Annotated in this window: 20 protein-coding genes; 16 read left to right on the top strand and 4 right to left on the bottom strand. The window is 65.2% G+C overall.

Annotated features, from left to right (window positions below):
* Positions 1 to 40 precede the first annotated feature (40 nt).
* The 7 genes from EXV95_RS12685 to EXV95_RS12655 all read left to right on the top strand — a co-directional run bounded on the left by EXV95_RS12685 (position 41) and on the right by EXV95_RS12655 (position 5,750).
* Entirely contained in the window at positions 41 to 958 is a 918-nt protein-coding gene (locus EXV95_RS12685) for a LysR family transcriptional regulator (protein WP_176887105.1), read from the top strand.
* Positions 959 to 1,055: 97 nt separating this feature from the next.
* Positions 1,056 to 1,964: a hydroxymethylglutaryl-CoA lyase gene (locus tag EXV95_RS12680; protein WP_176887104.1), complete on the top strand. Its 909-nt coding sequence runs from the start codon at positions 1,056 to 1,058 to the stop codon at positions 1,962 to 1,964.
* Positions 1,965 to 2,130: 166 nt separating this feature from the next.
* Complete coding sequence (locus tag EXV95_RS12675) at positions 2,131 to 2,649, top strand: YbaK/EbsC family protein (protein ID WP_055393041.1); 519 nt, start codon at positions 2,131 to 2,133, stop codon at positions 2,647 to 2,649.
* Positions 2,646 to 2,918 (top strand): DUF1289 domain-containing protein, encoded by a 273-nt coding sequence (locus tag EXV95_RS12670; RefSeq protein ID WP_176887103.1) that lies wholly within the window; start codon positions 2,646 to 2,648, stop codon positions 2,916 to 2,918. Before EXV95_RS12675 ends, EXV95_RS12670 begins: the two co-directional genes overlap by 4 nt.
* A 3-nt stretch (positions 2,919 to 2,921) precedes the next feature.
* The gene (locus tag EXV95_RS12665; RefSeq protein ID WP_055393049.1) at positions 2,922 to 3,575 is read left to right on the top strand and encodes a 2-hydroxychromene-2-carboxylate isomerase; all 654 of its coding nucleotides are present in this window, start codon (positions 2,922 to 2,924) and stop codon (positions 3,573 to 3,575) included.
* A 174-nt stretch (positions 3,576 to 3,749) separates the two neighbouring features.
* Positions 3,750 to 5,411: an MFS transporter gene (locus EXV95_RS12660; RefSeq protein WP_055393050.1), complete on the top strand. Its 1,662-nt coding sequence runs from the start codon at positions 3,750 to 3,752 to the stop codon at positions 5,409 to 5,411.
* A 147-nt stretch (positions 5,412 to 5,558) separates the two neighbouring features.
* Positions 5,559 to 5,750 carry a hypothetical protein gene (locus EXV95_RS12655; protein ID WP_055393051.1) on the top strand — a complete coding sequence of 64 codons (192 nt, stop codon included), beginning with the start codon at positions 5,559 to 5,561 and terminating at the stop codon, positions 5,748 to 5,750.
* Between the two features lie 165 nt (positions 5,751 to 5,915).
* On the opposite strand, the gene EXV95_RS12650 is transcribed toward EXV95_RS12655, so the two are convergent.
* Both EXV95_RS12650 and EXV95_RS12645 read right to left on the bottom strand, forming a co-directional pair.
* Positions 5,916 to 7,037 (bottom strand): ABC transporter substrate-binding protein, encoded by a 1,122-nt coding sequence (locus tag EXV95_RS12650; protein WP_055393052.1) that lies wholly within the window; start codon positions 7,035 to 7,037, stop codon positions 5,916 to 5,918.
* A 129-nt stretch (positions 7,038 to 7,166) separates the two neighbouring features.
* Positions 7,167 to 8,282, bottom strand: coding sequence for an ABC transporter substrate-binding protein (locus tag EXV95_RS12645; protein WP_055393053.1), 1,116 nt, complete (start codon positions 8,280 to 8,282; stop codon positions 7,167 to 7,169).
* A gap of 183 nt (positions 8,283 to 8,465) precedes the next feature.
* Between EXV95_RS12645 and uvrA the strand changes: the two genes are divergently transcribed.
* From uvrA to EXV95_RS12630, 3 genes are all read left to right on the top strand, one after another.
* Positions 8,466 to 14,339 (top strand): excinuclease ABC subunit UvrA, encoded by a 5,874-nt coding sequence (gene uvrA, locus EXV95_RS12640; protein WP_176887102.1) that lies wholly within the window; start codon positions 8,466 to 8,468, stop codon positions 14,337 to 14,339.
* A gap of 194 nt (positions 14,340 to 14,533) precedes the next feature.
* Positions 14,534 to 15,040, top strand: coding sequence for a hypothetical protein (locus EXV95_RS12635; RefSeq protein WP_121421236.1), 507 nt, complete (start codon positions 14,534 to 14,536; stop codon positions 15,038 to 15,040).
* Positions 15,041 to 15,242: 202 nt separating this feature from the next.
* Entirely contained in the window at positions 15,243 to 15,599 is a 357-nt protein-coding gene (locus EXV95_RS12630; protein WP_176887101.1) for a hypothetical protein, read from the top strand.
* Positions 15,600 to 15,674: 75 nt separating this feature from the next.
* On the opposite strand, the gene EXV95_RS12625 is transcribed toward EXV95_RS12630, so the two are convergent.
* Positions 15,675 to 16,703, bottom strand: a complete 1,029-nt coding sequence (locus EXV95_RS12625; RefSeq protein WP_176887100.1) for an IS30 family transposase — start codon at positions 16,701 to 16,703, stop codon at positions 15,675 to 15,677.
* A 180-nt stretch (positions 16,704 to 16,883) separates the two neighbouring features.
* Here EXV95_RS12625 and EXV95_RS12620 point away from each other — a divergent pair, with 180 nt between their 5' ends.
* The 3 genes from EXV95_RS12620 to EXV95_RS12610 all read left to right on the top strand — a co-directional run bounded on the left by EXV95_RS12620 (position 16,884) and on the right by EXV95_RS12610 (position 20,012).
* Positions 16,884 to 17,315, top strand: a complete 432-nt coding sequence (locus EXV95_RS12620; protein ID WP_055393104.1) for an Lrp/AsnC family transcriptional regulator — start codon at positions 16,884 to 16,886, stop codon at positions 17,313 to 17,315.
* A gap of 165 nt (positions 17,316 to 17,480) precedes the next feature.
* Positions 17,481 to 18,443 (top strand): tripartite tricarboxylate transporter substrate binding protein, encoded by a 963-nt coding sequence (locus EXV95_RS12615; RefSeq protein ID WP_176887099.1) that lies wholly within the window; start codon positions 17,481 to 17,483, stop codon positions 18,441 to 18,443.
* 72 nt (positions 18,444 to 18,515) lie between these two features.
* Entirely contained in the window at positions 18,516 to 20,012 is a 1,497-nt protein-coding gene (locus tag EXV95_RS12610; RefSeq protein WP_176887098.1) for an NYN domain-containing protein, read from the top strand.
* Positions 20,013 to 20,015: 3 nt separating this feature from the next.
* Here EXV95_RS12610 and EXV95_RS12605 read toward each other — a convergent pair whose 3' ends face one another.
* On the bottom strand, positions 20,016 to 21,074 hold the full coding sequence (locus EXV95_RS12605) for a PfkB family carbohydrate kinase (protein ID WP_176887097.1): 1,059 nt from the start codon (positions 21,072 to 21,074) through the stop codon (positions 20,016 to 20,018).
* A 136-nt stretch (positions 21,075 to 21,210) separates the two neighbouring features.
* Here EXV95_RS12605 and EXV95_RS12600 point away from each other — a divergent pair, with 136 nt between their 5' ends.
* The 3 genes from EXV95_RS12600 to EXV95_RS12590 all read left to right on the top strand — a co-directional run bounded on the left by EXV95_RS12600 (position 21,211) and on the right by EXV95_RS12590 (position 24,067).
* Complete coding sequence (locus EXV95_RS12600; protein ID WP_176887096.1) at positions 21,211 to 22,224, top strand: sugar ABC transporter substrate-binding protein; 1,014 nt, start codon at positions 21,211 to 21,213, stop codon at positions 22,222 to 22,224.
* A gap of 80 nt (positions 22,225 to 22,304) precedes the next feature.
* Positions 22,305 to 23,264 (top strand): ABC transporter permease, encoded by a 960-nt coding sequence (locus EXV95_RS12595; RefSeq protein WP_057270395.1) that lies wholly within the window; start codon positions 22,305 to 22,307, stop codon positions 23,262 to 23,264.
* The gene (locus tag EXV95_RS12590) at positions 23,264 to 24,067 is read left to right on the top strand and encodes an ATP-binding cassette domain-containing protein (RefSeq protein ID WP_176887095.1); all 804 of its coding nucleotides are present in this window, start codon (positions 23,264 to 23,266) and stop codon (positions 24,065 to 24,067) included. Before EXV95_RS12595 ends, EXV95_RS12590 begins: the two co-directional genes overlap by 1 nt.
* The last annotated feature ends 8 nt before the right edge of the window (positions 24,068 to 24,075 follow it).

The raw sequence follows: 24,075 nt of genomic DNA, 5'->3' as shown, positions 1-24,075 counted from the left end.
TTGCGCGGTCCAGACGTCTTTTTCGATAGACTGATCGGCCATGAAGATCAATTGGTCCGCCCGCGAGGTGGATGTGTTCCTCTCCCTGGCCGAAACGCTGAGCTTTCGGCGCACGGCCCTGCAGATGCACCTGTCGCAATCGGCGGTGTCGGGCACGGTGGCGCGGCTGGAGGAGATGCTGGACGTGCGCCTGTTCGAGCGCACCACGCGCACCGTGCAGCTCACGCTGGCGGGCGAGGTGTTTGCCGAGCAGGCGCGGTTTCTGCGCCACCAGATGGAGGAGACTGTGCGCCGCGTGCAGGAGGTGGCGCAGCTGCAGGTGGGCCGCATTGCGCTGGCGGCGCTGCCGTCGTTGGCCGCCGGGGCAGTGCCGCGCGCGTTTGCCCGGTTTGCTGCGCAGCATCCGGGCGTGCAGCTGGAGCTGTTTGACAGCCTGGCCGGCCCGGCGTTTGACATGGTGCGCGCCGGGCGCGTGGACTTTGCCCTCACCGCTGCCAACCCCGCCTATGCCGACCTGGACTACACCCCGCTGGTGTCCGACCGCTTTGTGCTGTTGATGGGGCGCACGCACCCGCTAGCCCGAGGGCGCAGCGCCATTGCCTGGGCGGATGTGGCCGAGCTGCCACACGTCTCCATGCCTGCAGGCACCAGCGTGCGGCAGTATGCGGAAGAGGCCTTGCTGACGCACCGCATCCGTTTTGCGCCGCGCTATGAGGTGGAACACCTGGCCACCATCGCGGCCATGGTGGCGGCGGGGCTGGGTGTGAGCGCGCTGCCCGAACTGGCCGCCCAGGTGGTGCGCAGGCCCGAGGTCGTCACGCGAGCGCTCAAGGCGCCCGTGCTGCACCGGCCCATCGGGCTGATCACGCTCCGGGGGCGGCCGCTGTCGCTGGCGGCGCAGGCCATGGTGGCCTTGCTGCGGCAGGAGGTGGCGGGTGATGGCACCCGTACGGGCTGATGGCGGGTCCGGCGAATGGTCTGGCACGATATGGGGTGGCCCTGTGGAGGCGCAGGCGAGACAATGGCGGATTCCTTGATCCACCCTTGGTAGCCCCATGAGCATTCCCTCCCGCGTCCGCCTCATCGACGTTGGCCCCCGCGACGGCCTGCAGAACGAAAAGACCCCAGTCCCAGCCGCCGTCAAGATCGAGCTGGTGCACCGCCTGCAGCAGGCGGGCCTGAAAGAGATCGAAGTCACCAGCTACGTCAGTCCCAAGTGGGTGCCGCAGATGGCCGACAACCATGAGGTGATGGCCGGTATCACCCGCCAGAGCGGCGTCGCGTATTCGGTGCTCACGCCCAACCTCAAGGGCTTTGAGGCCGCCGTGCTGGATAAGCCCGATGAGATCGTCGTCTTCGGCTCCGCCAGCGAGGCCTTCAGCCAGCGCAACATCAACTGCAGCATTGCCGAGAGCATTGAGCGTTTTGCGCCCGTTGTAGAGGCGGCATTGGCCGCCGGTATCCGTGTGCGCGGCGCCATGAGCTGCACCGTGGGCTGCCCGTACGAAGGCGACATTGCCCCTGAGCGTGTGGCGTACCTGGCGGGCCTGCTCAAGGGCATTGGCGTGCAGCGTGTGGACGTGGCTGACACCATCGGCGTGGGCACACCGCGCAAGGTGCAGAAGGCGCTGGAGGCCACGTTGCAGCACTTCGGCATCGACGACGTGTCGGGCCACTTTCATGACACCTACGGGCAGGCGCTGTCCAACACGCTGGCCGCGCTGGAGCTGGGCGTGTGGAACTTCCAGTCGTCCGTGGCCGGGCTGGGCGGCTGCCCCTATGCCAAGGGAGCCACCGGCAATGTGGCCACCGAAGACGTGGTGTACATGCTGCAGGGCATGGGCATCGAGACGGGCATCGACCTCGACAAGCTCATCGACGCGGGCGCGTACATCAGCGATTTCCTGGGCCGCAAGCCCAACTCCCGCGCTGCCAACGCGCTGTTGACCAAACGTGCGGGGTAAGGATGAAGCACCCCCTGAGACGCTGCGCGTCTTCACCCCTCTCTCGCTGCGCGGGAGGGGGACGCACCCGGTGGCCTGGCGAAGCCAGTTCCACGGGTGCACTGGCTGGGGTCGCGCCTGTGCGATCAAAATAGCCCCGACGATTGTGATTTCGGAGTAAGAAACGATGTGTGGAGCTGAACTGAAAAACCTGCCCGAAGGTGTGCAGCGCGTGGCTGCAGCGCTGGAATCCCTGGGCCACCCCCACCGGCCGCAGATGCTGGACGACGCAGCGCGCACCGCGCAGCAGGCGGCCGATGCGCTGGGCATTGCCGTCGGGCAGATTGCCAAGAGCATCATCTTTCGCCGCAAGAGCGACGATGTGGCCGTGCTGGTGGTTACCTCGGGCGACCGGCGGGTGGACGAGAAAAAGGTGGAGGCCCACGTGGGCGGCAAGATCGGCCGCGCCGATGCCGACTTCGTGAAAAGCCGCACGGGCTTTTCCATCGGCGGTGTGTCGCCTGTGGCGCACGCCACGCCGCCCGTCACGCTGATCGACCAGGACCTGCTGCGCTTTGAGGTGGTGTGGGCGGCGGCGGGGCATCCGCATGGTGTGTTTGCGCTACACCCCAGCGATCTTCAGCGGCTGACGGGTGCGCCCGTGGTGGATGTGGTGCAGGTGGTTGCACCTGAGTCTGCGGCATGAGTGCTATTGAATTGCTAGCTGTTCGCGCTTTGCAGATAAGCGCTGACGGCCATTTTGATTCTGAAAACACCGAGGCCGTGCCCTCGCCCTGCATCTCGGTCTGCCGTATGTCACCCGACCGCAGCCACTGCGAGGGCTGCTTTCGCTCCCTCGACGAGATCCGCATCTGGTCGCGTGCCGACTCGCACCTGCGGCGGGGCATCTGGCGGCAGCTGCTGGACCGGGCGGGCATTGCCGTGCCGGTGCAGCCAGAAAGCGCAGAAGGCTGAGCCATGAAACACATCACGTTCTACCTCGACTTCATTTCGCCTTACGCCTGGCTGGCCTTTGAGCGCCTGCCCGAGGCGCTGGTGGACCTGAGCTACAGCGTCGAATACCGCCCGGTGCTGCTGGGAGCTTTGCTGCAGCAGCACGCCAACCCGGGGCCCGCGGGCATTGCGCCCAAGCGCGCCTGGACCTACCGCCACGTGACCTGGCTGGGCCACGCGCAGGGCACGCCGCTGCAGATGCCAGCACGCCACCCGTTCAACCCGCTGCCCTTGCTGCGCCAGGCGCTGGCCTGCAGCTACGACGGTTGCATCAACCGCTATGTGGCGGGCACCGTGCTGCGCCATGTGTGGCAGGGCGGGCACGACGCGCTGGACGCCGAGCGCCTTGCCGCGCTGGCGGCCGATCTGGCCGAGCAAATCCGCCCCGGGCATGACGCGAACAGCGAAGGCCCCAAGGCGCTGCTGCGCGCCAACACCGAGGCCGCGCAGGCGGCGGGTGTGTTTGGTGTGCCTGCGTTTGTGGTGGACGGCAAGGTTTTCTGGGGGCTCGACAGCCTGCCCATGCTGCGCGCCTACCTGGAGGGCGATGACTGGTTTGATGGCCCGGGCTGGAATGCTGTCAGCCAGCTCCCATCGGGTTTACCCGCGAAGCCCTGAGCTGTTTCCGGATGCTGAAAGAGGTGCTGCGGGTTTCTCCCTAAGTTGTCAGAGAGCGGTCAGTTTGATGAAAGCTCTTGTTGGTTTCGCGTCAGAGCGTGGTCAGTGCCATCTCCAAGAATGCGTACAGCCCGCCGCAGTGCGGTCTGCACAACCAATAGGAGACTAGACACCATGGCAACCATCCATCCCGCACCGCGGCCGATGTCGCCCGAAGAGCGCAAGGTTATCTTCGCTTCGTCGCTCGGCACCGTTTTTGAGTGGTACGACTTTTACCTGTACGGCTCGCTCGCAGCCATCATCGCCAAGCAGTTTTTCAGCGGACTGGATGCGGGCTCTGCCTTCATCTTCGCGCTGCTGGCGTTTGCTGCGGGCTTCATCGTCCGGCCATTTGGCGCCATCTTCTTCGGCCGCCTGGGCGACATGATCGGCCGCAAGTACACGTTCTTGGTCACCATCCTGATCATGGGCCTGTCCACCTTCATCGTGGGTATCTTGCCGACCTATGCCTCCATCGGTGTGGCGGCCCCCGTCATCCTGATCATCCTGCGCTTGCTGCAAGGCCTGGCGCTGGGTGGTGAGTACGGCGGCGCAGCCACCTATGTGGCCGAGCATGCTCCGCACGGCAAACGCGGCGCCTACACCGCCTGGATCCAGACCACGGCCACGCTGGGTCTATTCCTGTCGCTGATGGTGATTCTGGGCACCCGCACCGTGCTGGGCGAAGAAGCCTTTGGTGACTGGGGCTGGCGCATCCCGTTCATCGTGTCGATCCTGCTGCTGGCCATCTCGGTCTGGATCCGTCTGTCGATGAACGAATCGCCTGCCTTCCAGAAGATGAAGGCCGAGGGCAAGACCTCCAAGGCCCCACTGACCGAGTCCTTCGGCCAATGGAAGAACCTGAAGATCGTGATCCTGGCACTGGTAGGCTTGACCGCCGGCCAGGCCGTGGTGTGGTACTCGGGCCAGTTCTATGCGCTGTTCTTCCTGACACAAGCCCTGAAGGTTGATGGCGCCACCGCCAACATCTTTGTGGCCGTCTCGCTGCTGATCGGCACGCCGTTCTTCATCGTGTTCGGTTCGCTGTCGGACAAGATCGGCCGCAAGCCCATCATCCTGGCAGGCTGTCTGCTGGCCGCGCTGACCTACTTCCCTGTGTTTGGCGCACTGACCAAGGCGGCCAACCCCGCCCTGGCTGAAGCCCAGGCCAAGAACCAGGTGATCGTTACGGCAGACCCCAAGGAATGCTCGTTCCAGTTCAACCCCACCGGCACTTCCAAGTTCACCAGCTCGTGCGACATCGCCAAGCAGGTGCTGGCTGGCGCTTCGGTGAGCTACGAGAACGCTGTGGGCGCCGCCGGCACCCCCGCCTCCATCAAGATCGGTGAAACCGTCATCGCCTCGTACACCAGCAAGGGCCTGCCCGCTGACGAAGCCAAGAAGAAAGATGGCGAGTTCAAGAAGGCTGTGGCCGATGCGCTGAAGGCTGCGGGCTACCCCACCAAGGCAGATCCTGCCCGCATCGACAAGGTCATGGTCACCGTGATTCTGACCTACCTGGTGCTGCTGGTGACCATGGTGTACGGCCCCATTGCAGCCATGCTGGTCGAAATGTTCCCCACCCGCATCCGCTACACGTCGATGTCCCTGCCGTACCACATCGGTAACGGCTGGTTCGGCGGTCTGCTGCCCACCACGGCGTTCGCCATCGTGGCCCAGACCGGCAACATGTACAACGGCCTGTGGTACCCCATCATCATTGCCGGTGCCACGGTGGTGATCGGTGGCCTGTTCATCAAGGAAACCAAGGACGTGGACATCTACGCCAACGACTGATCGGTTCTGACCGGTGTACAGGGCCCGCCCCGCAAGGGTCGGGCCCTGTGTTCCATCAAGGGGCTTGTCCGCGCACCAGTACAACCCATAACCCTGCGCGCCAGCCAGGCCCCTTGATTGAACAAACCCATCCCAGGAGATATTGATATGTGGAAGATTGTTGTTGGCTTCGTCTTGTTTGCTGCGTTGTCGATGTACGTGATCATCACGGCGGGCGACAAGGCCGACATGGGTGGTGAAAAACACGGCGCAGATGCCGTGCATGCGCCCGAACCCGCTGCCAGTGCACCCGCAGCGGCGCCTGCGTCGGCACCAGCATCTGCGGCCAGCGCGCAGTAAGCTGCCGGGCCCCATCCCGAGCCCATCAAAAAAAGCCTGCAGCCGAAAGGCCGCAGGCTTTTGTTTTGTGCGGTGCCGTCACGGTGGGCCGCACACTCCACACCCCTACCGCTCCTGGCGTGGCGCAGGGCAAAAGCCCGCGCAGCGCCTCAGTTTCTTAGGGTGTCATCGCTTGAAGCGCCCGTCACTCCCGATGATGGAAAGGTCGGCGAACACCAGACCGCTGTGGTCCGTGGGGCCGTAGCTCAGCTCCACGCCACCCAGGTCCCACTTCTTGATGCTCTCCAGTCCTGTGTGCAGCTTGGCGCGGTCCGGCTTGGGGCCCGCGCGTTTGATACCTTCCAGCAGCACCTTGGCGCTGACGAAGCCCTCCACCATCGCGGGCGTGAGATCGGAAATGTTCTTGGCGCGGGCCAGCTCCATGGCTTCCTTGACCACCGGGTAGTTCACCGACCGCTCGGAGGGAAAGACCTGCGTGACCACAACCCCCCGGGCCTGGTCGCCCAGCAGTTTGACAAAGCCGCCCGAGGCATTGTTCGACAGTGTCACGATCTGCCCCGTGACCCCTGCAGCGCGCAGCGCCTTGATGCCGTCCACCACCGCCGCGCCCGTGCCGATGAAGACCACGGCCTGGGGCTGCTTTTGCGCCACACGCGGTGCAATCGCGCTGTAGTCGGGCTTTGCACGGTCAAATTTCTCGACAAAGAGGGCTTCCAGCTGGTTGGCCTTGAAGCCCAGCTGTGCACCTGCCAGGCCATCTGCGCCAAAGGTGTCGTCCACATGCACCACGCCAATGCGCTTGATGCCCAGGGTGTTGAGGTGGGTGATGGCCTTTTCCACCTCGCGCTGGTAGGGCGCGCGCACGTTGAAGATGAACTTGTGCACCGGCTGGTGGAGCACCATGGCGCCGGTGGAGGGGCCGACCAGCGGCACGCCGTGCTGCTCCAGCAGCGGCATGATGCCCTGGGTGTGGGGCGTGCCCCGTGTCATGAACAGCCCGATCACGCCTTTTTCCTCAATCAGAATGCGGGTGTTTTCGAGGGTCAGCTTGGGGTCGAATTTGTCGTCCAGGGATATGACCTCCACCTTCTGCCCCGCGATACCGCCCCGGGCGTTGATGTGATCAATGTAGAGCGCCGCGCCCTGCATGGATTCGGCCACCGTGGCCGCTGCCGAGCCCGTGATGCCCACCGTCTGTCCAATGAGAATCTGTCCGTGGGCTGCGCCCACCATTGCGAAGATGGAGGCCAGGGTGGCGCCCCCGCGAAGCCAGTGTGTCAATCTCATGTTTGTCCCAAGATGCCTGTTTGTTGGAGGCGTCAATATAGATACAAACGGTGACAAATAAACTGTAGAAATACGTAGGCCCGGACGGAGCCGGGCCTGCGCAACCTATGGCCATCGGGTGGAAGGCTCTTAGCGGCGGAACCTGCCGTCCGTACCAATGATGGAGAGGTCGGCAAAGTCCAGGCCCGTGTGGTCGTCTGGGCCGTAGCTCACCTCCAGCCCGCCCAGGTCGAATTTCTTGATGCCTTCCAGGGCCGCGTGGATCTTGTCGCGGCTGGGTTTGGGGCCGGCGCGCTTGAGCCCTTCCACCAGCACCTTGGCGGCTGCAAAACCTTCGAGCATGGCGGGGCTGATCTCCTGCAAGCCCTTGGCCCGGGCCAGCTCCTGGGCTTCCTTGACCATGGCGTAGGTCACCGCGCGCTCATTGGGGTACACCTGGGTCACGATCACGCCGCGCGCGTTGTTGCCCAGGCTCTTGATGAAGCCGCCCGAGGCATTGTTGGACAGCGTCACGATCTGTGCGGCAGAGCCTGCGGCGCGCAGCGCATTGCTGCCATCGACCACGGCAGAGCCGGAGGCAATCATCAGCACGGCCTGGGTGTCTGCCTTGGCCACTTTGGCCGCAACCGGGGCGAAATCAGGCTTGGCACGGTCAAACTTCTCCAGCACCACGGGTGTGAGCTTGGCCGCCGCCAGGCCCTTTTGTGCCCCCGCCACGCCATCGGCACCAAAGCTGTCGTCGGCATACACCACGGCAATGCGGGTAATGCCCATGGAGGCCAAGTGGGTCATGGCCTTTTCTGCCTCGCGCTGGTAGGTGGCGCGCACGTTGAAGATGTATTTGCGCACGGGCTGGTGCAGCACCATGGCGCCCGTGGAAGGGCCGACCAGTGCCACGCCGTGCTTTTCCAGCAGGGGAACGATGGCCTCGGTGTGGGGCGTGCCGCGTGTGAGGAACAGCGCTGACACATTGTTTTCCTCGATCAGCTTGCGCGCGTTTTCTGCGGCCAGCTTGGGGTCGAACTTGTCGTCCAGCGAGGTCAGTTCGATCTTCTGGCCGTTGACGCCGCCCTTGGCGTTGACCGCATCGATATAGAGCAGGGCGCCGTCGGTGGTTTCCTTCACGCCTGCCGCCACCTGCCCGGAGAAGCCGGCGGTTTGCCCGATCAGGATCTGGGCATGGCCAGCGCCGCACAGCGCGGCGGCCAGAGCGACTGCGGCTCCCCATTGTGTCCATTTGTACATGGTCGTCTCCTTGGATTGACTGGCTACTCTAGACAAATGTGCCCTGTTTGCGAACCGGCATAACCCGATGTTGTGACAGCACCTGTCAGCAGACCCGCAATCAAAGGGTATTGCGGCAAGGCCGGACGGGCGCCACTGCGGTGCCTAGAATGTTCCGCCTCACCCTCGAAAAAGACTGCCTCCATGACCCAGGGACTGATCCGTATCCGCGGCGCACGCCAGCACAACCTCAAGAACCTGGATCTGGACATCCGCACCGGCGAACTCACGGTGGTCACGGGCCCCAGCGGCTCGGGCAAATCCAGCCTGGTGTTTGACACGCTCTATGCCGAGGGCCAGCGCCGCTACGTGGAGACCTTCAGCGCCTACGCCCGCCAGTTCCTCGACCGCATGGACAAGCCCGCTGTGGACAAGGTCGAGGGCGTGCCGCCGGCCATCGCCATCGACCAGACCAACCCCGTGCGCTCCAGCCGCTCCACCGTGGGCACGATGACGGAGCTGAACGACCACCTGAAGCTGCTGTTCGCCCGTGCGGGCCAGTTGTTCGACAAGCAGACGGCGCAGCCGGTGCGCCATGACTCGCCCGAGACCATCTACGCGGAGCTGGCCGCGCGCTGCGCTGCCGCCAGTGACCCCCGCATCGTGTTGACTTTCCCGGTCGAGTTGCCTGCCAACACCAGCGCGGAGCAGGTGGAGCAGTGGCTGTCCGCCAGTGGCTTCACCAAGGTGCAGGCCGAGCGCGAGGTGGCCACGCCCACCGGCCCGCGCAAGGTGCTGGATGTGGTGGCAGACCGGTTCCGCCTGGGCAATGCCGAGAAGGCACGGGTGATCGAGGCCATCGAGGTCGCGCTCAAACGCGGCACGGGGCGCTTGAATGTCTATCGGCTCGTGGACGAGAGCGAACCAGAGCTGTGGAGGTTTTCGACGGGCCTGCACTGCCCCGACAGCGACCTGCGCTACAGCGACCCCATCCCGTCGGCCTTCTCGTTCAACTCCGCCGTGGGCGCCTGCGACAGCTGCCGGGGCTTTGGCCGCGTGATCGGCGTGGACTATGGCCTGGTCATCCCCAACGACAAGCTCACGCTGCGCGCCGGGGCCATCAAGACCATCCAGACCCCAGCGTGGAAGGAGGCGCAGGACGACCTCATGCGCCATGCCGAAACAGCCGGCATCCCACGCGACACGCCCTGGTACAAGCTGACCGACGACCAGAAAAAGTGGGTGATCGGCGGCGCCCCCGGCTACAAGGACGGGCAGTGGAGCAAGCAGTGGTACGGCATCAAGCGCTTTTTTGAGTACCTGGAGAGCAAGGCCTACAAGATGCACATCCGCGTGCTCTTGTCCAAGTACCGCAGCTACACGCCATGCCCCACCTGCGCGGGTGCGCGGCTCAAGACCGAAAGCCTGCTCTGGCGCATCGGCCGCAAGGAGGATGCGGATGCGGTTCTGGAGCCTGGCAAACGTTTCATGCCCGAAGGCGTGCAATGGTCGCGCGAGCAACTGGAGGCCTTGCCCGGCCTGTGCCTGCACGATCTGATGCTGCTGCCCATCGACCGACTGCGCCAGTTCTTTGATCGCATGCAGCTACCGGTGGGCGACGACGCCAAGGGCGGCGACGCCCAAGCGCTCAAGCTGCTGCACGAAGAAATCACCACCCGCCTCAGGTACCTGTGCGACGTGGGCATTGGTTACCTCACGCTCGACCGGCAAAGCCGCACGCTGAGCGGCGGCGAGGTGCAGCGCATCAACCTCACCACCGCGCTGGGCACATCGCTCGTCAACACACTGTTCGTGCTCGACGAGCCCAGCATTGGCCTGCACCCGCGCGACATGCACCGCATCACCGAGGCCATGCTGCGCCTGCGCGATGCGGGAAACACCCTGGTGGTGGTGGAGCACGACCCGGCCGTGATGCTGGCAGCTGACCGCATGATCGACATGGGCCCTGGCCCGGGGCGCCTGGGCGGGCAGATTGTGTTCGACGGCTCCACGGCCGATTTGCGCAACGCCGACACGCTGACCGGCGCCTACCTGGGTGGGCGTAAGCACGTGGGTTTTGGCTTCAAGCGCATGGTGACGGAATCCACGCCGCGCCTCATCCTCGAAGGAGCGCGCGAGCACAACCTGCAGGATGTGACGGTGGAGTTCCCGCTGCAGCGCCTGGTCACCGTGACCGGCGTCAGTGGCTCGGGCAAGTCGAGCCTGATCCAGGACGTGCTGGCCCCCGCGCTGCTGCGCCACTTTGGCAAGGCCACCGACACGCCGGGCGCGCACGACCGCATGCTGGGCGCCGACCATCTGTCGGATGTCGTGTTTGTCGATCAATCCCCCATCGGGAAAACCGCTCGATCCAACCCCGTGAGCTACGTGGGCGCGTGGGACAGCATCCGCGAACTGTTTGCCGTGGCGCCGCTGTCGAAGCAGCGCAGCTACACGGCCAGCAAGTTCAGCTTCAACAGCGGCGATGGGCGCTGCCCGACCTGTGGCGGCTCGGGCTTTGAGCATGTGGAGATGCAGTTCCTGAGCGATGTGTACCTGCGCTGCCCGGACTGCGACGGCAAGCGTTACCGGCCCGAGATCCTGGAGATCACCATCGAGCGTGGTGGTCGGACGTTGAATGTGGCCGACGTGTTGGCTCTCACGGTGGCCGAGGCGGCCGACCTGTTTGCGGGCGACCGCGATGTGATCCGCGCGCTGCAGCCCATCGTGGATGTAGGGCTCGAATATGTGGCGTTGGGCCAGCCCGTGCCGACCTTGTCAGGCGGCGAGGCGCAGCGCCTCAAGCTTGCAGGCTTTCTGGCGGAGGCTGCGCGCAGCGCATCCAAATCGCGCCAGTCCGTCGCCCGCAAAGGCACGCTGTTCTTGTTTGACGAGCCCACCACGGGCCTGCACTTTGACGACATTGCCAAGTTGATGCGCGCGCTGCGCAAGCTCATCGATGCGGGGCATTCACTCATCGTCATCGAGCACAACCTCGATGTGATCCGCGCCAGCGACTGGCTCATCGACCTGGGCCCCGAGGGCGGCTATGCAGGCGGCCTCATCGTGGCCGAGGGCACGCCTGAAGACGTGCGGGCGCATGCCACCTCGCACACCGGGCAGGCACTGCGCGACTACGAACTGGCGCTGGGCGTGGGCGGCCACTCGGTGCACGAAAAAGCTGCGGTGCTACGAAAATCAGAGCGCCTTGCGCTTATGGATAAAGCGCCAGCGGCCAAAAACGCCATTGAAATTGTCAACGCCAAGGAGCACAACCTCAAGAACCTGAGCGTGGACATCCCGCGTGGAAAGTTCAATGTGGTCACAGGCGTGAGCGGCTCGGGCAAGTCCACGCTGGCGTTCGACATCCTGTTCAACGAAGGCCAGCGGCGTTACCTCGAATCACTCAACGCCTATGCGCGTTCCATCGTGCAGCCCGCGGGTCGGCCCGAGGTGGATGCGGTCTACGGCATCCCGCCCACCGTGGCTATCGAGCAGCGCCTGTCGCGCGGCGGGCGCAAGTCCACCGTGGGCACGACGACGGAGGTGTGGCACTTCCTGCGCCTGCTGTACGTCAAGCTCGGCACTCAGCATTGCACCAAAGACGGCGCCGCCGTGCAGCCGCAAACGCCCGAGAGCATCGCGGCCCAGCTGCTCACGCAGTTCCGGGGCCAGCACATCGGCCTGCTCGCGCCGCTGGTGATGAACCGCAAGGGCGTCTATACCGAGCTGGCCGACTGGGCCCGCCCGCGCGGCTACACGCACCTGCGCGTGGATGGCAACTTCTTGCCCACCACCAACTTCCCGCGCATTGACCGCTTCAAGGAGCACACCATCGAGCTGCCCGTGGCCAGCATCGACGTGTCGCCCGAGAACGAAGCCCAGCTCCGCACGGCACTGGCCGACGCGCTCACGCACGGCAAGGGCGTGGTGCATGTGCTGAGCAGCATCGACACGCTGGCTGCGGCCATGGAGGGCGGCTTGCCCACGGCCGGTATTGGCCATCTGCAAGCCTTTTCGACCAAGCGTGCCTGCCCGGTGTGCGCCACCAGCTATGCCGAGCTGGACCCGCGCCTGTTCTCGTACAACAGCAAGCATGGCTGGTGCCCCGACTGCGTGGGCACCGGCGTCAAGCTCACCAAGGACCAGCGCAAGGTGTTTGACGACTCGGTACAAGACGACAAGGAAAAGGGCCGCGAGCAGACCTTTGCCGAGCCCGAGGTGGAAGATTTGCAGGACACCGCTTGCCCCACATGCCACGGCACGCGTCTGAACGCCACGGCCCGCGCTGTCAAGTTTGCAGGCGTGGGCATCACCGAAATCGCCGCGCTGTCGGTGACGGATGTGCGCCGCTGGATCGAGACCCTGCGCATCGAAGGCGGCATGACCCAGCGCGAAGGCGACATCGCCCGCGACTTGGTGCCCGAGATCCAGAGCCGCCTTGAGTTCCTCGAAGAAGTGGGCCTGGGCTACCTTACGCTCGACCGGGGCGCGCCCACGCTCAGCGGTGGCGAGGCCCAGCGCATCCGCCTGGCCGCGCAACTGGGCAGCAACCTGCAGGGGGTTTGTTACGTGCTCGACGAGCCCACCATTGGCCTGCATGCACGAGACAACCAGATCCTGCTCAACGCCCTGCACAAGCTGGGTGACAAGGGCAACACGCTGGTGGTGGTGGAGCACGACGAAGACACCATCCGCCGCGCCGACCACATCATCGACATTGGCCCCAGCGCGGGCAAACGCGGCGGGCGCCTGGTGGCGCAGGGCAGCGTGGCCGACATCACGGGCGCCGAAGATTCGCAAACCGGCCGCTACCTGCTGCACGCCATGAAGCACCCGCTGCAACTGCGCCGCAGCATGGCGGCCAGCGAGGTCAGTGCCGAAGCCACTGCTGCCTTTGCACAGGCCGAGGCGGCAGCCCCCAAGGGCCGCCAAAGCGCTGCCGTCAAGAAGCGCGCGGCCCAAGCTGCATCGCTGGCTGCAGACGCGCTGACCGAGGCCAAGGAACGTGCCGCCATGCGCTGGCTTACGGTGCATGGCGCGCAGTTGCACAACCTGCAGAACGTGACGGCCACCGTGCCACTGCACCGCCTGGTGGCCGTGACGGGCGTGAGCGGTTCGGGCAAGTCGACCCTGGCGCGGGATGTGCTGCTGGCCAATGTGCAGGCCTGGGTGCAGCAGCGCAGTACCAAGGCCGGGCGCGATGCCATGGACGCGGGCAAGGCGCCGCCACTGGTCGGTTGCACGGGCCTGTCGGGCTTCGAGAGCATCGACCGCGTGCTAGAAGTGGACCAGACACCCATCGGCAAAACGCCGCGCAGTTGCCCTGCTACCTACATCGGCTTCTGGGACACCATCCGCAAGCTGTTTGCCGAGACGCTGGAAGCCAAGGCACGTGGCTACGCGGCCGGGCGCTTCAGCTTCAACACCGGCGAAGGCCGCTGCCCCAGCTGCGAAGGCGCGGGCGTGCGCACCATCGAGATGAGCTTCTTGCCGGATGTGAAGGTGCCCTGCGAGACCTGCCACGGCGCGCGCTTCAATCCCGAGACGCTGGCCGTGACCTGGCGCGGCAAGAGCATTGGCGACGTGCTGCAGATGGAGGTGGACGAGGCGGTGGGCTTCTTCGCCACCATGCCCAGCATTGCACATCCGCTGCAGCTCTTGCAGGACGTGGGCCTGGGCTACCTCACGCTGGGCCAGCCCTCGCCCACGCTCAGCGGTGGCGAGGCGCAGCGCATCAAGCTGGTGACTGAGCTGACCAAGGTGCGCGACGAGGTGGGCCGCCGGGGCCAGAAAGCACCGCACACGCTGTATGTGCTGGACGAGCCCACCGTGGGCCTGCACATGGCCGACGTCGACAAGCTCATCCGCGTGCTGCACCGTCTGGTCGATGGCGGCCACAGCGTGATCGTGATCGAGCACGACCTGGATGTGGTTGCCGAGGCCGACTGGATCCTGGATTTGGGGCCCGAAGGGGGCAACGCAGGCGGGCGCATCGTGGCAGCCGCTACGCCCGAGGATGTGGTGGCGGCGGGCACACATACTGGAAAGGCGCTGGCGGCGGTGCTGGCGCGCTGAGATACGTGAGCGGTGCGGGCGGCAGGGGCAGGGTGGCGCCATGCCAGCCATTGGTTTGGCGCACACCCCTGTCGGCCCATGTCCTACGCACAACGCGGAACATGGCGCACGCGCTGCGCGGGGTGGGCTTCCTACGATGGGGTGCAGGGGATCGGCTCCCCACCTTCCATCCACATCTACGGACGCCCATCACCATGAACGCTTTTCATTTCCTCAAGACCTGTACTGCCCTTGCGGCTGCTTCTGTGCTGCTGGTCGCCTGCGGCGGCGGCAATGACGATGACCCAACACCCAGCAACGAACCCGGTGTGCTGACCGTGACCAGCGCTACGGTGGACGGTCTTAACGGTGTGTACGGCAACGGCACGTTGAACCTCACCAACGTGGACAAGGAAAACCCCATCGGCTCGGTGCCCGAGTTGTGTGCTTTCCGTTTTGACGGGGCCAACAAGGTGGGTTCTTCGGCCACCGCCTTTGGCGACATCCGGTATCGCCCCGATGCGACGGGCCTGCACCAGGTCTTCCTGACCTTTGATGGCAAGGAATACGCCAGCGGCGAGCCGACTGACACGGCGGTGGTACGCGAGAGCGACCAGGTGCGCTTCAGCGGAAAAACGCTGACAGCCACGGATGGCTCGAACGCCACCTTGCGCGTCACCGGCATCGTGCCCATGCGCCCGAACCGGCCGTTGGGCTGCTGATCCGGCGGCAGTTTCATTCCCTCTTTACTTGTCTCCCTCCCCGGTCCCTTCGACCGGTTTGGCCCCCGCTGTGATCGCAGCGGGGGCTTTTTTGTTGGGGCCTGTGGTCGTGCAGCCAGTCGCGCGGCGGTAGTAGGGCCGCACAATGCACCGTGGAGCGCGGGGGGCATTTGCCGCTCGCGCATGTTCCCTTTGCACCCCCATGCCCGAACAACTGCCTGCTCACCCCACCGTGGTGTGGCTGCATCCCGCAGCACCCGCCAAGCCCGCAGAAGGCGCACCCTGCAACGGCTGTGGGCTGTGCTGCCTGGCGGAGCCCTGCCCGCTGGGGATGCTGGTTTCACGGCGCCGCAAGGGGGCTTGCACGGCCCTGCGCTGGAGCGATGCCGACCAGCGCTATTGGTGTGGCATGGTGGCCGACCCCGGTGGTATCACCGGCCTGTCCCATCCCTGGGCCGTGCGCGCACTGTCTGCGCTTGCCCGGCGCTGGATCGCATCGGGCGTGGGTTGCGATGCGCGGCTGGATGCGCAGGCCCCGCACCCCACCGATTCGTCGTGATGCAGGTACTATGGTTTTGATAGCGTTTGATGCTTTTTAGATGGGGGCCTTTCAAGTCCAAGTGCAACAATCAAGTTAATGGACTGAATCGGGCTGTTGGGCCAAGCGAGCCAAATGCTCGGCATACACCTCAATAGGCTTGCTCCAGCCCAAAGTCATCCTGGGGCGGCCATTGAGTTCATCGGCCACCGCATCAAGCTGCTCCTGGGTGTAGCCACTGAGATCCGTGCCTTTGGGGAAGTACTGACGCAGCAACCCATTGGTGTTCTCGTTGGAGCCTCTTTGCCAGGGGCTGTAGGGATCGCAGAAGTACACCTTCATGCCGGTGTTGCGCGTGAGCTGCTGGTGCTCGGCCATCTCCCGGCCCCTGTCATACGTCAGGCTCTGACGCATCGGGCTGGCAATGGCATTGAGCTTGTCGCTGAAGGCCTGCAGCACATGCGCCGCTGTAGCTGGGTTGGGGTGCGGCAGCTTGACCAGTACCACCAGTCGCGTGGTGCGCTCGACCAGCGTGCCAATGGCGCTGGCGTTGCCTTTGCCCTTGATGAGGTCTCCCTCCCAGTGCCCAGGAAACTGGCGATCCTCAATCTCCGGCGGGCGCACATGGATGCTCAGGAGATCGGTGATTTGTCCACGCCGATCCTCGCCTTTGGAGCGAGGCCAGCGCTTGGCGCGGGCCATACGCAGACAGGAGACCAACTCCTTTTTGAGCTCTCCCCGAGGCTGGGCATAGATGCAGGTGTAGATGCTCTCGTGTGACACTTGTTTGCGCTTGTTGTCAGGGTGCAGTTTCTTCAACTGTCCAGCGATTTGCTGGGGCGACCAGCGCTGGCGCAAGTAGTCGCGAACGATTTTGAACAAAGGTCCATCACGGCCAAGCTTGGGTTGGGGGCGGGCAAAGCACCTGCGCTTGTCACTGCGTTGCTGGGCGAACTTGGAGTTGTAGCCCTTGCCGCCCGCATTGCGTTGGCACTCTCGGCTGATGGTGCTTTTGCTTCGCCCCAAGGCACGGGCTATGGCGCTGAGACTTTGCTTTTGCTGCAGTCCCAGGGCTATTGCGTGGCGTTCGCTCTGGCTCAACTGCTGGTAATTCTTCTGTGTCATCTTGGCCTCAATTCTCGGTGTTGCACTTCAGAATTGAGGCCGCCGGGCGCTGCAGGCCTTGTCGATCCAAATTCAGCGTCAGAAGTCGTCCGCGTTGCGCCGGGCGGAAGAAATGCCCGTGCCAGCTCGCAGGGCCACAATGCACAGAAAATTGCCGAACTGCCAGCTTTAGAGCCTGCCATGACCAAACTGGACGACACCGACCGCGAAATCCTCAGCATCCTGCGCGCCGACGCGCGCACCCCCGTGGCCACGCTGGCGCAGAAGCTGCGTGTATCGCGCGGCACCGTTCAGAACCGCTTGCACAAGATGGAGGAGGGCGGTGTCATCGTCGGCTACACAGTGCGGCTGCGGCCCGATTCGGAGCCCCAGCGCATCCGTGCGTGGATGAGCATCGCGGTGGAGGGCAATGCGGCGCCCGCTGTCATCCATGCGCTGCGCGGTGAGCCCACGGTGGGCACCCTGCACACTACCAACGGCCGCTGGGACATCGTGGCCGAGGTGCGCGCCGAAAGCCTGGAGGCATTCGATGCGGCGCTGGGCCGCATCCGCCTCACGCCGGGCATTGCCAACACGGAAACCAGCCTGCTGCTGTCCACGTACAAAGTGTGACAAACGCCTGCGGTGTTGCGCGCTACCGGCGCGTTGCGGGAACCATCCTGCCCCAGCCGCGCTGCCGCCTTGGTGACAGAGGCTAGGGGGTTTCCTGCATGCCCCGCGCGAGGGGCTGCAGTCCAATGAGCGAATCTTTTGTCTTTCGTTTTGAGGAGCTTCGCCATGCAACGTCGCCAGATCATCCAATGGGGAGCCGCCAGCCTCGCCGCCCCCGCGTTCCTGGCGCAGGCCCAGAGCTTTCCCAACAAACCCATCAAGCTGATCATCGCCTTCCCGGCCGGCGGCCCCACCGACATCACCATGCGCGCGTTGGCTGACAACGCCAGCAAGATCCTCGGGCAGACCGTGATTGTCGAAAACAAGCCCGGCGCGGGCGGCACCTTGCCCGCGCAGGCACTGCAAACCGTGCCCGCCGACGGCTACACCGTGGCGCAGATCCCCCTGGGCGTGTTCCGCCTGCCCTACACCACCAAGATCAACTGGGACCCGGTCAAAGACATCAGCTACGTGCTCAACGTCACAGGCTACGCGTTTGGCCTGGTGGTGCCCGCCGACTCGCCGCTCAAGACCTGGACGCACTTCGTGGCCTGGGCCAAGGCCAACCCTGGCAAGCTCAGCTACGGCTCCACCGGCACCATGACCAGCCCGCACCTGACGATGGAACTCATCGCCCAGCAGCTGGGCTTGGAGTTGCTCCATGTGCCCTACAAGGGCAGTGCCGACCTCATGCAGTCCATCCTGGGCGGGCAGATCATGGCGGCGGCCGACTCCACCGGCTTTGCACCGCAGGTGGACGCCGGCAAGCTGCGCGTGCTCAACACCTGGGGTGCCGAGCGCCTGGCCAAGTTCCCCGATGCGCCCACGCTCAAGGAGCTGGGGCTGAACCTGGTGCAGAACTCGCCCTTTGGCATCGGTGCGCCCAAGGGCACACCCGATGCGGTGGTCAAGCGCCTGCACGATGCCTTCAAGCAGGCCATGGAGCAGGAGAGCTATCGCACGGCCCTGGCGCGCTATGACATGGTGCCGATGTACATGAGCACGGCGGCGTACAAGAAGTTTGCGCAGGACACGTTCACGCGCGAGAAGGCGCTGGTAGAGAAACTGGGCTTGGCCAAACCCACCTGAGGCCACTCCCTTCGGAGGGCGCAATGCGTTCCGTGTGATGATCCGCAGCATTGAACGGAACTCACACACGATATGGCATCCCCCTCCGACAGCATCAGCATGGCCTTGTTCTGCGACTTTGAAAACGTCGCCCTGGGCGTGCGCGATGCGCAGTACGAAAAGTTCGACATCAAGCCCATCCTGGAGCGCCTGCTGCTCAAGGGCTCCATCGTGGTCAAGAAGGCCTATTGCGACTGGGAGCGCTACAAGGGCTTCAAGGCCACCATGCATGAGGCGAATTTCGAGCTGATCGAAATCCCCCATGTGCGCCAGTCCGGCAAAAATTCGGCCGACATCCGCCTGGTGGTGGACGCGCTGGACCTCTGCTACACCAAGTCGCACGTCAACACCTTCGTCATCATCAGCGGCGACTCGGACTTCTCGCCGCTGGTGTCCAAGCTGCGCGAGAACAACAAGCAGGTGATCGGTGTGGGCGTGAAGCAGTCCACGTCGGACCTGCTCATTGCCAACTGCGACGAGTTCATCTTTTACGACGACCTGGTCCGCGAGAACCAGCGTGCGCAGGCCCGCCGCCAGGCCCCAGGCAGCAACCCACCGCCCGCGCCCCGCCGCAGCCCCGAGGAGGAGCGCAGCCGAAAGGAAAGCCAGGACGCGCGCCGGACCCAGGGCGTGGAGCTGGCGGCCGAAACGTTTGAAGCCCTGCTGTCCGAGCGCGGCGACACCGGCAAGATCTGGGCCTCGGTGCTCAAGGAGGCCATCAAGCGTCGCAAGCCCGATTTCAGCGAAGGCCGGTATGGCTTCCGCACCTTTGGCAACCTGCTGGAGGAAGCGCAGGCGCGTGGGCTGCTGGAGTTTGGGCGCGATGAAAAATCGGGAGCGTATGTTTACCGCAACCACGGTGGGCCGAGCGCCCCAGCCGCGCCCACACGGGCTGAGGGCAACAATGAGCGTTCGAGCCAGGGCGGAGCCACACGGCACGATTTCCATGCGGTGGCGATGGCACCTGATCTGCGTTTTGACAGTGACGAAGGTCAGGGCGCGCCGGGTCGTAGCCGGGGGCGTCGTGGTGAGGGTGCGGGCCGTGCAGACCGCGCAGACACTCGCCCCACGCAGCGCAACGAACATCCTGAGTCCGAGCAGGCCGATACCCCCGCTCAGCGCCCGGCCAGCCGCTACTTCAGCCAGCCTGTGGCCGCTGAGGCGGCGCCGCCAGAGCCGGTGATCGACACCAGCGCGCCGCAAGCGCTGCGCCCCGAAGCGGAAGAGGGCGCTGAAACCCCGGATTTCAACGCGTCCACCGAGGCCGAAAGCTCCGAAGTCACCCCTCGTCGCAGTCGCGCGCGCAGTGGCGAGGGCGCAAAGTCGGGTTCCAGCCCCCGCAAGGCCACTGCGTCCCGTGCACGCGGTGCGCGTGCTGGGGAGGATGCGGGTGAAGCGGCCCATGCCGAACCTCCCGCCGCCGCGCCCGAGGCCTCTGCCGCAGAGGCAGAAGGCACCACGCCCGCCAAGACCCCCGCAGCCCGTCCCCGCAGCCGGGCCCGCAAACCGGCAGCCAAGCCCGCCGAGTAAGGGCTACTGGCCTGCGGCGGTCGCAGAGCGCCGCAGCGCCAGCCTTTCGCGCACTTCTTCGTAGCGGGGTGGCGTGCAACCGGCGCGCTCCACGCAGTGGCTGGCGCTGGCCAGCGCGTGGTGCAGCACGGTGCGCAAGCGGGCCTCCGTGATAGGCGCAGCAAGGCCCCGCGCGCGCAGGGCCAGTGCTTCTTGGCCACGTTCGGGTCCGGCCAACAAGGCGGTGATCAACCCCGCCAGAAAACAGTCACCCGCACCCACGGTGTCCACCACCGTGATCGGTGCCTCCTCGCGCGCATGCACGGCCAACCCATCGCGCTGCAGCAGCCAGGCACCGTCAGGCCCCAGGGTCAGTGCCAGCCATGTGGTTTGTGTCTGCTGCTGCAAATAGTGGGCGCGTTCCAATGCGTTGGCTCCCGGAACAGCCAGCGCCTCCAGGTCATCGTCGCTCACCTTGATGAGGTGGGCGTGCTGCAGGGCAGCCATCACGTTGGCGCGGTAGGCACCGGCATCGTCCACGGCCGACAGGCGCAGGTTGGCATCTACCACCACCATGCTGCCCGCTGCGCGCTGCGCCGCCAGCCAGGGTTGGTAGATGGCTGCGTCCTGCGCCACCAGCGCCAGGCAGCCCGTGGCCACTACCTGCAGCTCAGGCAATGCGGCGCAAGCGGCCGTCAGCGCGGCGGCCGTCACCTGGCGGTCGGCCACGCCGTCGCGGTAGAAGCTGTAGCTGGCCTTGCCCTCGGCATCCAGTGCGGCCAGCGCCAGCGCGCTGGGCGCACGCACCGGCGTGGGGGAGGCCAGGGCCACACCCGCATCGTGCAGGCCGCGTGCCAGTTGTCTCCCCAGCATGTCGCCCGACAGCGGGTTGAGGTACAGCGTGCCCACGCCCTGCAGGCCCAGCGCGCGCGTGAGGTTGTAGACCGCGCCGCCCGCGCAGGGCTTGAGGCGGCCATCGGGCTCTTCGATCAGGTCAAACAAGGCCTCGCCCGCCGTGGCCACCCGCAGCGGCGGTGCGGTGTGGGCGGGGCTGGAGTCGGCGGTCTGGATAGGGAAAACCATAAGTAAATCCACTTGATTTATTAACTTGTCGGCCACTATAGTTCGATCCCATCCACCCGACAAGAGTGGTTCACCTGCCAGCCGCGCAGCACGGGGCCGACAGGAATCTGCCATCCCACAACCCGGAGACAACGCCATGCATCGCACCCCCGCCTTCGCGCTTTCTGCCCTTGCCCTCACCGGCGCCCTGGCCTGTGGCCTGGCCCAGGCACAGACGTCCGAGCCCGTCATCGGCCTCATCACCAAGACCGAGACCAACCCCTTCTTCGTGAAGATGAAAGAGGGCGCCACGGCCGAGGCCAAGAAGCTGGGCGCCAAGCTGGTGTCGGCCGCAGGCAAGACCGATGGCGACAACGCGGGCCAGGTCACGGCCATGGAGAATCTGATCGCTGCCGGTGCCAAGACCATCCTCATCACCCCCAGCGACGCCAAGGCCATCGTGCCCGCCATCAAGAAGGCGCAGGCACGCGGCGTGATGGTGATTGCTCTCGACAGCCCCACCGAGCCCATGGATGCGACGGACGCGCTGTTTGCCACCGACAACTACAAGGCCGGCGAGCTGATCGGCCAGTACGCCAAGGCCGCCGCTGCGGGCAAGAAGCCCGTGATTGCCACGCTGGACCTGTTCCCCGGACACCCGGTGGGCGCGCAGCGGCACAACGGCTTCCTGAAAGGCTTTGGCTTGCAGGCGAACGATGCCAAGAGCAATGAACTCTCGCGCCCCGCCGAAGTGGTCTGCATGGCCGACAGCTTTGGTGACCGCGCCAAGGGCCAGACCGGCATGGAAAACTGCCTGCAGAAAAACCCCGACATCAACATCGTCTACACCATCAACGAGCCCGCCGCCGCCGGTGCCTACAACGCACTCAAGGCCGCAGGCAAGGAGAAGAACGTGCTCATCGTCTCGGTGGACGGCGGCTGCGCAGGCATTGCCGACGTGGGCAAGGGCGTGATCGCAGCCACCAGCCAGCAGTACCCGCTGCGCATGGCCGCGATGGGCGTGGCGGCAGGCGTGGAATACGCCAAGACCGGCAAAAAGGTCAGCGGCTACACCGACACCGGCGTGACGCTGATCGCGGCTAAGCCCATGGCGGGCGTGGACAGCAAGGATGTGAAGACGGGCACGGACCTGTGCTGGGGCACTAAATAAGCGGTCTCTGCTGATCTGGCGCCAGGCAAGCCGCAACGGGCCTGCCTGGCGCCCCCTTTGTCCACCCGAACGGAGCCGCCATGTCCTCGACCGCTTCCAAACTACCGCCGCTGGCCACGCTGGGGCCGTTCATCGCGCTGATCCTGGCGTGCGCCTTTTTTGCCACGCAGAGCGAGCGTTTTCTGTCGGCGCAGAACTTCGCGCTCATCCTGCAGCAGGTCATGGTGGTGGCAGTCATCGCCATTGGCCAGACGCTGGTCATCCTCACGGCGGGCATTGATTTGTCATGTGGCATGGTCATGGCGCTGGGCGGCATCGTGATGACCAAGATGGCGGCGGACTACGGCCTCTCGGCCCCGGTGGCGATTGCCTGCGGTATGGCCGTGACCATGCTGTTTGGGCTGATCAACGGCCTCTTGGTCACCAAGATCAAGCTGCCGCCCTTCATCGTCACGCTGGGTACGCTCAACATCGCGTTTGCCGCCACGCAGCTGTACTCGGGCGCGCAGACCATCACCGACATCCCCGCTGGCATGACCGCACTGGGCAACACCTTCCAGCTGGGGCAGACCGCCATCGTCTGGGGCGCGGTGCTCATGCTGGCGCTGTACCTCGTCACCTGGTTTGCGCTGCGCGAGACCGCGCCGGGCCGCCATGTCTACGCCGTGGGCAACAGCCCCGAGGCCACGCGCCTCACCGGCATTGCCACCGACAAGGTGCTGCTGGGCGTGTATGTGCTGGCCGGCCTGTTCTACGGCATCGCCTCGGTGCTGTCGGTGGCCCGCACCGGCGCGGGCGACCCGAACGCGGGCCAGACCGAAAACCTCGACGCCATCAGCGCCGTGGTACTGGGCGGCACCAGCCTGTTTGGCGGGCGCGGCATGATTTTGGGCACGCTGGTGGGGGCGCTGATTGTGGGCGTGTTCCGCAATGGGCTCACGCTCATGGGCGTGTCGTCGGTGTACCAGATCCTGGTGACCGGCATCCTCGTGATCCTGGCCGTGGCCACCGACCAACTCTCGCGCAAAGGAGTGCGGTGATGACGAATTCCACTCAAACGACTGCCCCGCTGGTGATGCAGGCTAAGGGCCTGGTCAAGCGCTACGGGCAGGTCACCGCGTTGGATGGCGCCGACTTTGAACTGCGCGCCGGGGAAATCCTGGCCGTGATCGGCGACAACGGCGCGGGCAAGTCGAGCCTCATCAAGGCGCTGTCGGGCGCCACCGTGCCCGACGAAGGCGAGATTCTGCTCGACGGCCAGCGCATCCAGTTCAAAAGCCCCATCGATGCGCGCAAGGCCGGCATCGAAACCGTGTACCAGGACCTGGCCGTGGCCCCGGCCATGACCATCGCCGAGAACCTGTTCCTGGGCCGCGAACTACTCCGCCCCGGAATTTTTGGCAGCGTGCTGCGCATGCTCGACAAGAAAAAGATGCTGGAAGAAAGCATTGCCCGGATGGCGGAGTTGAAGGTGGGTATCCGCTCCATGACGCAGGCGGTCGAGACCCTGTCCGGAGGCCAGCGCCAGTGCGTGGCTGTGGCGCGCGCGGCAGCGTTTGCGCGCCATGTCGTCATCATGGACGAGCCCACCGCCGCCCTCGGCGTGAAGGAGGGCAACATGGTGCTGGAGCTGATCCGCCGCGTGCGCGACAAGGGCCTGCCCGTCATCCTCATCAGCCACAACATGCCCCATGTGTTCGAGATTGCCGACCGCATCCACATCGCCCGCCTGGGCAAGCGCGCCGCCGTCGTCAACCCCAAGAAGATCAGCATGAGCGATACCGTGGCCGTGATGACCGGTGCCATGGCGGCCACCGACCTGCCCGCCGAATGCCTCGCCTGAACAGCCCA

Source organism: Acidovorax sp. JMULE5, from assembly GCF_013376875.1.
Taxonomy (GTDB): Bacteria; Pseudomonadota; Gammaproteobacteria; order Burkholderiales; family Burkholderiaceae_C; genus Acidovorax; species Acidovorax facilis.
This window is presented reverse-complemented; position numbering and strand designations above follow the sequence as displayed.

Excerpts from the sequence above, each read along its gene's own strand:
- EXV95_RS12685 (WP_176887105.1), top strand. The coding sequence starts at position 41 with ATGAAGATCAATTGGTCCGCCCGCGAGGTGGATGTGTTCCTCTCCCTG.
- EXV95_RS12680 (WP_176887104.1), top strand. The coding sequence starts at position 1,056 with ATGAGCATTCCCTCCCGCGTCCGCCTCATCGACGTTGGCCCCCGCGAC.
- EXV95_RS12675 (WP_055393041.1), top strand. The coding sequence starts at position 2,131 with ATGTGTGGAGCTGAACTGAAAAACCTGCCCGAAGGTGTGCAGCGCGTG.
- EXV95_RS12670 (WP_176887103.1), top strand. The coding sequence starts at position 2,646 with ATGAGTGCTATTGAATTGCTAGCTGTTCGCGCTTTGCAGATAAGCGCT.
- EXV95_RS12665 (WP_055393049.1), top strand. The coding sequence starts at position 2,922 with ATGAAACACATCACGTTCTACCTCGACTTCATTTCGCCTTACGCCTGG.
- EXV95_RS12660 (WP_055393050.1), top strand. The coding sequence starts at position 3,750 with ATGGCAACCATCCATCCCGCACCGCGGCCGATGTCGCCCGAAGAGCGC.
- EXV95_RS12655 (WP_055393051.1), top strand. The coding sequence starts at position 5,559 with ATGTGGAAGATTGTTGTTGGCTTCGTCTTGTTTGCTGCGTTGTCGATG.
- EXV95_RS12650 (WP_055393052.1), bottom strand. The coding sequence starts at position 7,037 with ATGAGATTGACACACTGGCTTCGCGGGGGCGCCACCCTGGCCTCCATC.
- EXV95_RS12645 (WP_055393053.1), bottom strand. The coding sequence starts at position 8,282 with ATGTACAAATGGACACAATGGGGAGCCGCAGTCGCTCTGGCCGCCGCG.
- uvrA (WP_176887102.1), top strand. The coding sequence starts at position 8,466 with ATGACCCAGGGACTGATCCGTATCCGCGGCGCACGCCAGCACAACCTC.
- EXV95_RS12635 (WP_121421236.1), top strand. The coding sequence starts at position 14,534 with ATGAACGCTTTTCATTTCCTCAAGACCTGTACTGCCCTTGCGGCTGCT.
- EXV95_RS12630 (WP_176887101.1), top strand. The coding sequence starts at position 15,243 with ATGCCCGAACAACTGCCTGCTCACCCCACCGTGGTGTGGCTGCATCCC.
- EXV95_RS12625 (WP_176887100.1), bottom strand. The coding sequence starts at position 16,703 with ATGACACAGAAGAATTACCAGCAGTTGAGCCAGAGCGAACGCCACGCA.
- EXV95_RS12620 (WP_055393104.1), top strand. The coding sequence starts at position 16,884 with ATGACCAAACTGGACGACACCGACCGCGAAATCCTCAGCATCCTGCGC.
- EXV95_RS12615 (WP_176887099.1), top strand. The coding sequence starts at position 17,481 with ATGCAACGTCGCCAGATCATCCAATGGGGAGCCGCCAGCCTCGCCGCC.
- EXV95_RS12610 (WP_176887098.1), top strand. The coding sequence starts at position 18,516 with ATGGCATCCCCCTCCGACAGCATCAGCATGGCCTTGTTCTGCGACTTT.
- EXV95_RS12605 (WP_176887097.1), bottom strand. The coding sequence starts at position 21,074 with ATGGTTTTCCCTATCCAGACCGCCGACTCCAGCCCCGCCCACACCGCA.
- EXV95_RS12600 (WP_176887096.1), top strand. The coding sequence starts at position 21,211 with ATGCATCGCACCCCCGCCTTCGCGCTTTCTGCCCTTGCCCTCACCGGC.
- EXV95_RS12595 (WP_057270395.1), top strand. The coding sequence starts at position 22,305 with ATGTCCTCGACCGCTTCCAAACTACCGCCGCTGGCCACGCTGGGGCCG.
- EXV95_RS12590 (WP_176887095.1), top strand. The coding sequence starts at position 23,264 with ATGACGAATTCCACTCAAACGACTGCCCCGCTGGTGATGCAGGCTAAG.